The following is a 6,186-nucleotide window of genomic DNA, read 5'->3' on the forward strand; positions in this document are numbered from 1 at the left end:
TAGCGCACTATATCAACATCAACAGGGGCAACCGTTTCATTACATTAAATTCTTTCTCTACCAAATCAAGGGGATTACATCAGTATATCGTAAAGAAAGGAGGAGAAAATCATCCCAATGCAAAAGTTAAGTTCAAATTAGGAGATGTTGTTACTACCCATATCGGTTGCGCCAATGGAGAAACCGTTTTGCTGCAGCTGGATACCAACCTGCCCCGCCCCTACTCCCTCGGCTTCAGGGTACAGGGCACACAGGGATTATGGATGGACGTGAACAACGGCATGTATATAGAGGATAAAGCAGCCAAAGCACACCAGTGGGATGATGCCAAAGCCTGGCTGGATAAATATGACCATCCCCTGTGGGCCAGGTGGAGCAAAGAATCAGCGGGTGCAGGACATGGCGGTATGGATTTTTTTGTGATCCATGCGCTGGTAGAATCCATCAAACGGAAAACGCCCACGCCCATGGATGTGTACGATGCGGCAGCCTGGAGCGCTATTACGCCACTGAGTGAAAGTTCTATTGAGCTGGGCAACCAAACCGTGGAGTTCCCCGACTTTACAGGCGGGCAATGGATGTACAGGAAACCAACATTCGCGTTAAATAATGAATACTGATTTTAAATGAATGGACCCGGATCTGTTGCGAAAATATTTTCACGGCAGATCTGGCTATTCCTATTTCTCTTTCTTCACCTTCCTCAGTGCCGGGCCTTTATGCGCGGCAATATGATCGCTTTTGTCGCTTTTGATCTCATACTGCGGGTCTTCTTTTGTGGCATGATGCGTATATCCCTTGTAGGTGAAATCAGCAGTATGCACCTTAATGATGGTACCCGATACCCTCCCTGCTTCCGAATTCCAGCTCACATGATCACCTTTTACAAATGCTTTTCCCATATTTATTATTTTTAGCTACCCCAAATTTAGGCAGGATGGAGAATATTGCGGGAAGTGAACAGGCAATGTTTTTTGCTTTCAGCCTTTAGTCTTCAGCTTTCAGCTTAATCGTACCAATAACGATTTGATAACTTTCCGGTATCGTGAAAAGTGAGATTAACTACTCACTACTCACTATTCACTACTCACTATTCACTACTCACTATTCACTACTCACTATCCACCATTGGAATCGGGCCGTGTCATTACCTGCATTTTGATCTCAAAATTCTTAAACAGGTGGTTTTGTACCGGCCCGTCATAGTACAGGTGTGAGCGTTTACCCGCAACCTTTATGGCTCCGTCTTCAATGCTGAACGAAGGTCCTTCACTTTCTTTCCAGCCATCGAATGATCTGCCATCAAAGAGGCTGAGCCATTGGTCATTGCCATCAGGGCTGTTGCTTATTCTTTTGTTGCTGCAAGCCGCAAGCGTTAAAGTTACAATAAGAAAAAAAAGTATTTTTCACGATACAGTTTTAAATAAAAGAAAAAAATCCCGCGTTATGGCGCGGGACTTCAAAGCATTAAAAATCGAGCGTCCAGCCTTTGCGGTATTCCCTCCTTACAAACTGATTCACTTCATCAAGATTGGTAACACGCATATTTTTATAATCCCAAAGAAGCTTCATATTTGCACCGGGATAATCATTGCCTCTCCTGTTGGCTCTTGGCTTGGGGGTATCAGCCGCCCTTATACCGAGATTGGCCATCAAAATAGCTTCGGTGAGCGGGCCCGATTTGGAGAATGGAGCACTGAGCTCCATATTGCCATAACCCGCAATACAACCTTCTACCCATTGCGCATAGTGCCCGTCGGCGCCGCCAGGCACACGTTTAATGGTTTGCGGAACTTTTACCTCTTCAGTCTTTTTAAGCGGTAACAACCTTGGATTGGCCGCATACTCGCTTGCCATCATTTTTCCCCCGGTACCAATAAATAAGATACCGCTGTTGCCATCGCCGAATACTTCATTAGCTCCCAGTTCTTGCGGGCGTTCGGGTTTTATGCCACCATCCATCCAATGCATGATCACTTCCTCTTTTGTTTTATTTGTTTTTGGGAAAGTGAGCGTAGCATGACTTGACGGCGGGAAACTGTCGGGGAAATAACCGCGTTTGCCAAAAGCGGTGAATACGCTGGTTACGGATGCCTGTACATCGAGCGCATATTCCAGTCCCAGTATTCTGAATGGAGCTTCCATCAGGTGGCAGCCCAGATCGCCGAGTGCGCCTGTGCCATAATCCCACCAGCCACGCCAGCTGCCCGGTATCAAACCGTTTACATAATCCTTTTGCGGAGCGGTACCCAGCCACAGATCCCAGTTCAGTTCCCGGGGAACAGGTGGTTTTTCCGAAGGCCAGGGAATGCCCTGCGGCCATATTGGCCGGTTGGTAAATATATATACAGTATGTACATCGCCGATCACTCCTGCATCAAACCATTCCTGCATCTGGCGTACACCGTCGCCTGAAGCGCCCTGGTTGCCCATTTGGGTAACTACTTTGTATTTGTCGGCAGCCTCAGTGAGCATGCGGGCTTCGTAAATATCGTGGGTCAGCGGCTTTTGCACATATACGTGTTTTTTCCTGCGCATTGCGGCCATCGCCACAACTGCATGTGTATGATCAGGCGTTGATACAGAAACGGCATCGAATGATCCGGCTTCCTTATCAAGCATTTCCCGCCAGTCTTTATAATACTTAGCCTTTGGAAATCTTTTTCGCGATTCTTCAGCCATACGGTCATCCACGTCGCATAAAAAGCCTATTTCAGCTTTTCCGCTTTTATAAAAATTAGCGAGGTCGGAGCGGCCCTTGCCTCCCACCCCCACGCCGGCAACAATCAGTTTATCACTCGGCGCTATAACACCTTTACCTAAAACATTGCGGGGCACGATCATAAAGCCCGCAGCACCCAAAGCTGTATTTTTAATAAAGCTTCTGCGCGATCTGTTTTTCTTTTCTGACATACATACGATTTTAAGCAATCAAATTATTACATTATACCCGGATATTTTAAAAAAATTTGAGTGTGATGGTTTAGCCGGACCCGTAAACCTGATGGCAATGCATAAAATATGGTTTAATCACATATTTCGCTCAAGCCTGCTTTTTGAAGCAGTGTTAAGCCGGTCTGCCAGCCGCCAATATACTGAAGAGAGATAACGGTCATCCGCATACCCGCAGGCAGCATCTTTTTTTGAAGGATGCAAAAGATTATAGTGATAAATAAATCGTGGGGCAGCAAAACGGGATCGGGGTGCTGGTATTAAATGGTGAATACGATATTTGACAGTAGGGATATATCCATTGTTGACTACTCATTCACTCTATACCCGAATGTTTGCGTTTAACATAACGCCGGTTAAAAACGAGTATCATTGTCATTGTATAAAATTGCGGGTGCATCAGCGGCCGTCTTTTGCATACGCAACTTCAGCCGCAAATTTAGGCTCTTTATCGCTTATCCTGAGTTCTGCAGCCGCCGCATTGCTGATGCGGATAAGCAGCCCTTCATTTTCCCTTCCGGGTGGAAGCTCTCCCAGCACTTTGGCAAATATGATGCGGCTATTATTGGTATTTGTGATGCGTACAATAGTACCCGGTGTTACGTTGTTCATTAAGGCATAGTACTTGGCATCCTGCCAGCCGCTCGTACTTTTAAAAATAGCCGCCACACCCATCTCACTTTTAAAAGCATCAAAACTACCCGCCTGCTCACGGTAGCTGCCTTTAAAAAAACCTGTTCCTTCGGCATTGCCGCCAAATGTATTTTGAGCTGTTTCAACCACCACCGGCTCTTCAACCGGTTTTGTGGTAACAACGGCTTTGTTTTCAGCTTTAGCAACTACCGGTGGCACCGAAACCGGCGGTTGCGCTACACTTCCGGTTTTTTTTACACCATACGCGGCCAGCGCCGACTGGCTGGTTTTAACCCGGAGAAACCCAACAATCAACTTTTGCCCGTTACCGATGTTTTCGGAACTGAGGTTGTTCCATGTTTTAAGATCGCTTACGCTTGCCTTATTGAAATTCTGCCCTATGCGGTACAGACCTTCCTTTTGCGTGACCACATGGTATAAAGGAACAAAAACCTCATCGCCTGCGGCAGTGCCATGCTGCGCAAAATTAACAGCTTCCAGCGGTATTTTAAGCTCCTGGTTAATTTCCAGCCCACTGTTCAAAGGCATATGATTAAACGGGGCAATTTCTCTTGGACTGATATTATACAAACGCCCAATACTATACAGGTTTTCTTTAGGCGCAACGGTATGATTGAGAAATAATTTACCATTTTCAGACTGAACAATAAGATCAGAAGATTGCGCGGCAAGCGCAAGTGTAATACCAAATGAGAACAATATGATAGCCAGTCTTTTCATCAGATATTATTTATTTCAGCACATACGAAAATAAGTAAAAAATGCAAACGTATAATATAACGTGAAAATCAATGCTTTAATATGCGAAAATGCTGCGGATAATAATTATTCACCCTGTTGGCTAATATTTTAACCCAGCCCAGGTTATAATTCATGTATCTTACAAGATTCCAGCCCCTGGCGGCATTGCCGGCAGCAATATCTTTTTTCCGCAAATAATCCAATGCTGTTTCTTTCTGTACCTCTATTGCTTCCGGATTTGAAGCGATAATAGTGCTGAGAGCCAGGTCATGGGCGGGCACAAGTTCATCCCTTATTATTTTACCCGCTTTAACCCCCATTTTTTTTACATATAATACTCCAAAAAGCATAGCCAGATCTTCCATATCAGTCTTTTTCAGAACGACAATTCCTTCTTTGGCGCGCACGCATTCAAGTTGCTCCGGAACAGCCAAAAAGGGAACAATTACCTTTTGTTCCCGGTCTGAAGCCCTTGTCAGCTTCCCGGGCCTTGGCATACTTGTACCTGTCGTCTCTTTCTTCCGGACACCGGCAATAAAAAAGCCTTCCCCTTTTATTTTATCGGGATAAAAACGATATCCGTACATACCCCGTTCGCCGGACCCGGTTTCCACTATACCGGAACCTTCCTGCAGGTTCACGCGTACTGATTCAACATTGTGCTTTTTACCTATCCAGTCTAAAATGTTTTCGTTTTCCTCAACGGAGTACGAGCAGGTAGCATATACAAGAATACCATTTTCTTTTAACGTGGGCCAAACATCTTCAATAATGCGTTGCTGCCGTTTGCTGCAATGGTTCACATTTTGCAGGGACCACTCTCCAATGGCACCCGGGTCTTTCCTGAACATACCGCTTCCGCTGCAGGGCGCGTCAACAACAATCATATCAAAATAGCCCTGCAAACGTTTAAAATCGCCTGCATCATTGCTGGTTACCACTATATTTTCTCTACCCCATTTAACAGCATTCTCCGCTAAAATGCCAGATCGCGTTTTGATCACTTCATTGGATACTATTAAGCCTTCGGGAAACAATGCCGAAAGATGTGTTGTTTTACCTCCGGGAGCGGCACACAGATCAAGCACTTTATAATTTGCCGCTGCATGGTAAGGATATACCGTTTTAATCATTTGTTCGAGGAACATGGAAGAGGCTTCCTGTACATAATAGCACCCTGCGTGAAAAAGGGGATCAAGTGTAAAGGAAGGTCGCTCCGGAAGATAAAAGCCGGTAGCGCACCAGGGAACGGGGGAAGAAAGGGGTAAGGGGTAAGAGGTAGGTGGCAGGTGGTAAGTGGTAAGTGGTAAGCGTTCGCGCTTCCATTTAAACGGGTTAATGCGAACAGAAGTAACCTGTTCGGCCGATGCATGCACCTGCTCAAAAGCTTGTTGTGAAAAGCCGTTTACATTTTGTAAGCTGCGTATCAATGCTGCGGGAAGAGGCAAATAATGATCGGTTTTTAAACTGCAAATATATTGCGGTTCAGGTATCGGATTGCTTTGCTGAAAATGTTTAACACTGTTATAATGCTTTTAACGCGGCGATCAGGTCCTGCAGCACTTTCTTTGCATCGCCAAATAACATGGAAGTTTTAGGACTAAAGAAAAGATCATTCTCGATGCCTGCATACCCCGGCTTCATGCTTCGCTTGTTTACAATAACAGACCTGGCCAATTCCACGTCCAGTACCGGCATGCCATAAATAGGCGAAGACGGATCGGTTTTAGCAGCAGGGTTTACCACATCATTGGCGCCCAGCACCAATACCACATCTGTTGCCGGAAATGCTTCATTGGCCTGTTCCATCTCCTGCAGCTTATCGTAGCTCACATCTGC

The 6,186-nt window shown here is 45.6% G+C and carries 6 protein-coding genes and 1 pseudogene; 1 reads left to right on the top strand and 6 read right to left on the bottom strand.

Going from position 1 to position 6,186, the window contains the following annotated elements; all coding sequences use genetic code 11:
- Positions 1 to 620 (top strand): annotated as a pseudogene (locus tag PLH26_RS15110) (gfo/Idh/MocA family oxidoreductase); the annotation flags it as partial.
- 60 nt (positions 621 to 680) lie between these two features.
- Here the strand turns inward: PLH26_RS15110 and PLH26_RS15115 are convergent.
- From PLH26_RS15115 to PLH26_RS15140, 6 genes are all read right to left on the bottom strand, one after another.
- Entirely contained in the window at positions 681 to 902 is a 222-nt protein-coding gene (locus PLH26_RS15115) for a hypervirulence associated TUDOR domain-containing protein (RefSeq protein WP_324586866.1), read from the bottom strand.
- A gap of 216 nt (positions 903 to 1,118) precedes the next feature.
- On the bottom strand, positions 1,119 to 1,403 hold the full coding sequence (locus PLH26_RS15120) for a 3-keto-alpha-glucoside-1,2-lyase-like domain-containing protein (RefSeq protein ID WP_324586878.1): 285 nt from the start codon (positions 1,401 to 1,403) through the stop codon (positions 1,119 to 1,121).
- Between the two features lie 64 nt (positions 1,404 to 1,467).
- Positions 1,468 to 2,913: a Gfo/Idh/MocA family protein gene (locus PLH26_RS15125; RefSeq protein ID WP_324586867.1), complete on the bottom strand. Its 1,446-nt coding sequence runs from the start codon at positions 2,911 to 2,913 to the stop codon at positions 1,468 to 1,470.
- A gap of 438 nt (positions 2,914 to 3,351) precedes the next feature.
- Complete coding sequence (locus PLH26_RS15130) at positions 3,352 to 4,326, bottom strand: muramidase family protein (protein WP_324586868.1); 975 nt, start codon at positions 4,324 to 4,326, stop codon at positions 3,352 to 3,354.
- Between the two features lie 68 nt (positions 4,327 to 4,394).
- The gene (locus PLH26_RS15135) at positions 4,395 to 5,795 is read right to left on the bottom strand and encodes a methyltransferase RsmF C-terminal domain-like protein (RefSeq protein WP_324586869.1); all 1,401 of its coding nucleotides are present in this window, start codon (positions 5,793 to 5,795) and stop codon (positions 4,395 to 4,397) included.
- Positions 5,796 to 5,871: 76 nt separating this feature from the next.
- The coding region (locus tag PLH26_RS15140) for an NAD(P)(+) transhydrogenase (Re/Si-specific) subunit beta (protein WP_324586870.1) at positions 5,872 to 6,186 on the bottom strand (315 nt) is incomplete at its 5' end.

Origin of the sequence: Agriterribacter sp. (genome assembly GCF_035444585.1) — a bacterium.
Lineage (GTDB): Bacteria > Bacteroidota > Bacteroidia > Chitinophagales > Chitinophagaceae > Agriterribacter.

Bases quoted from the DNA above. Each gene is read 5' to 3' on its own strand.
- PLH26_RS15130 (WP_324586868.1), bottom strand. From the start codon at position 4,326: ATGAAAAGACTGGCTATCATATTGTTCTCATTTGGTATTACACTTGCG.
- PLH26_RS15125 (WP_324586867.1), bottom strand. From the start codon at position 2,913: ATGTCAGAAAAGAAAAACAGATCGCGCAGAAGCTTTATTAAAAATACA.
- PLH26_RS15115 (WP_324586866.1), bottom strand. From the start codon at position 902: ATGGGAAAAGCATTTGTAAAAGGTGATCATGTGAGCTGGAATTCGGAA.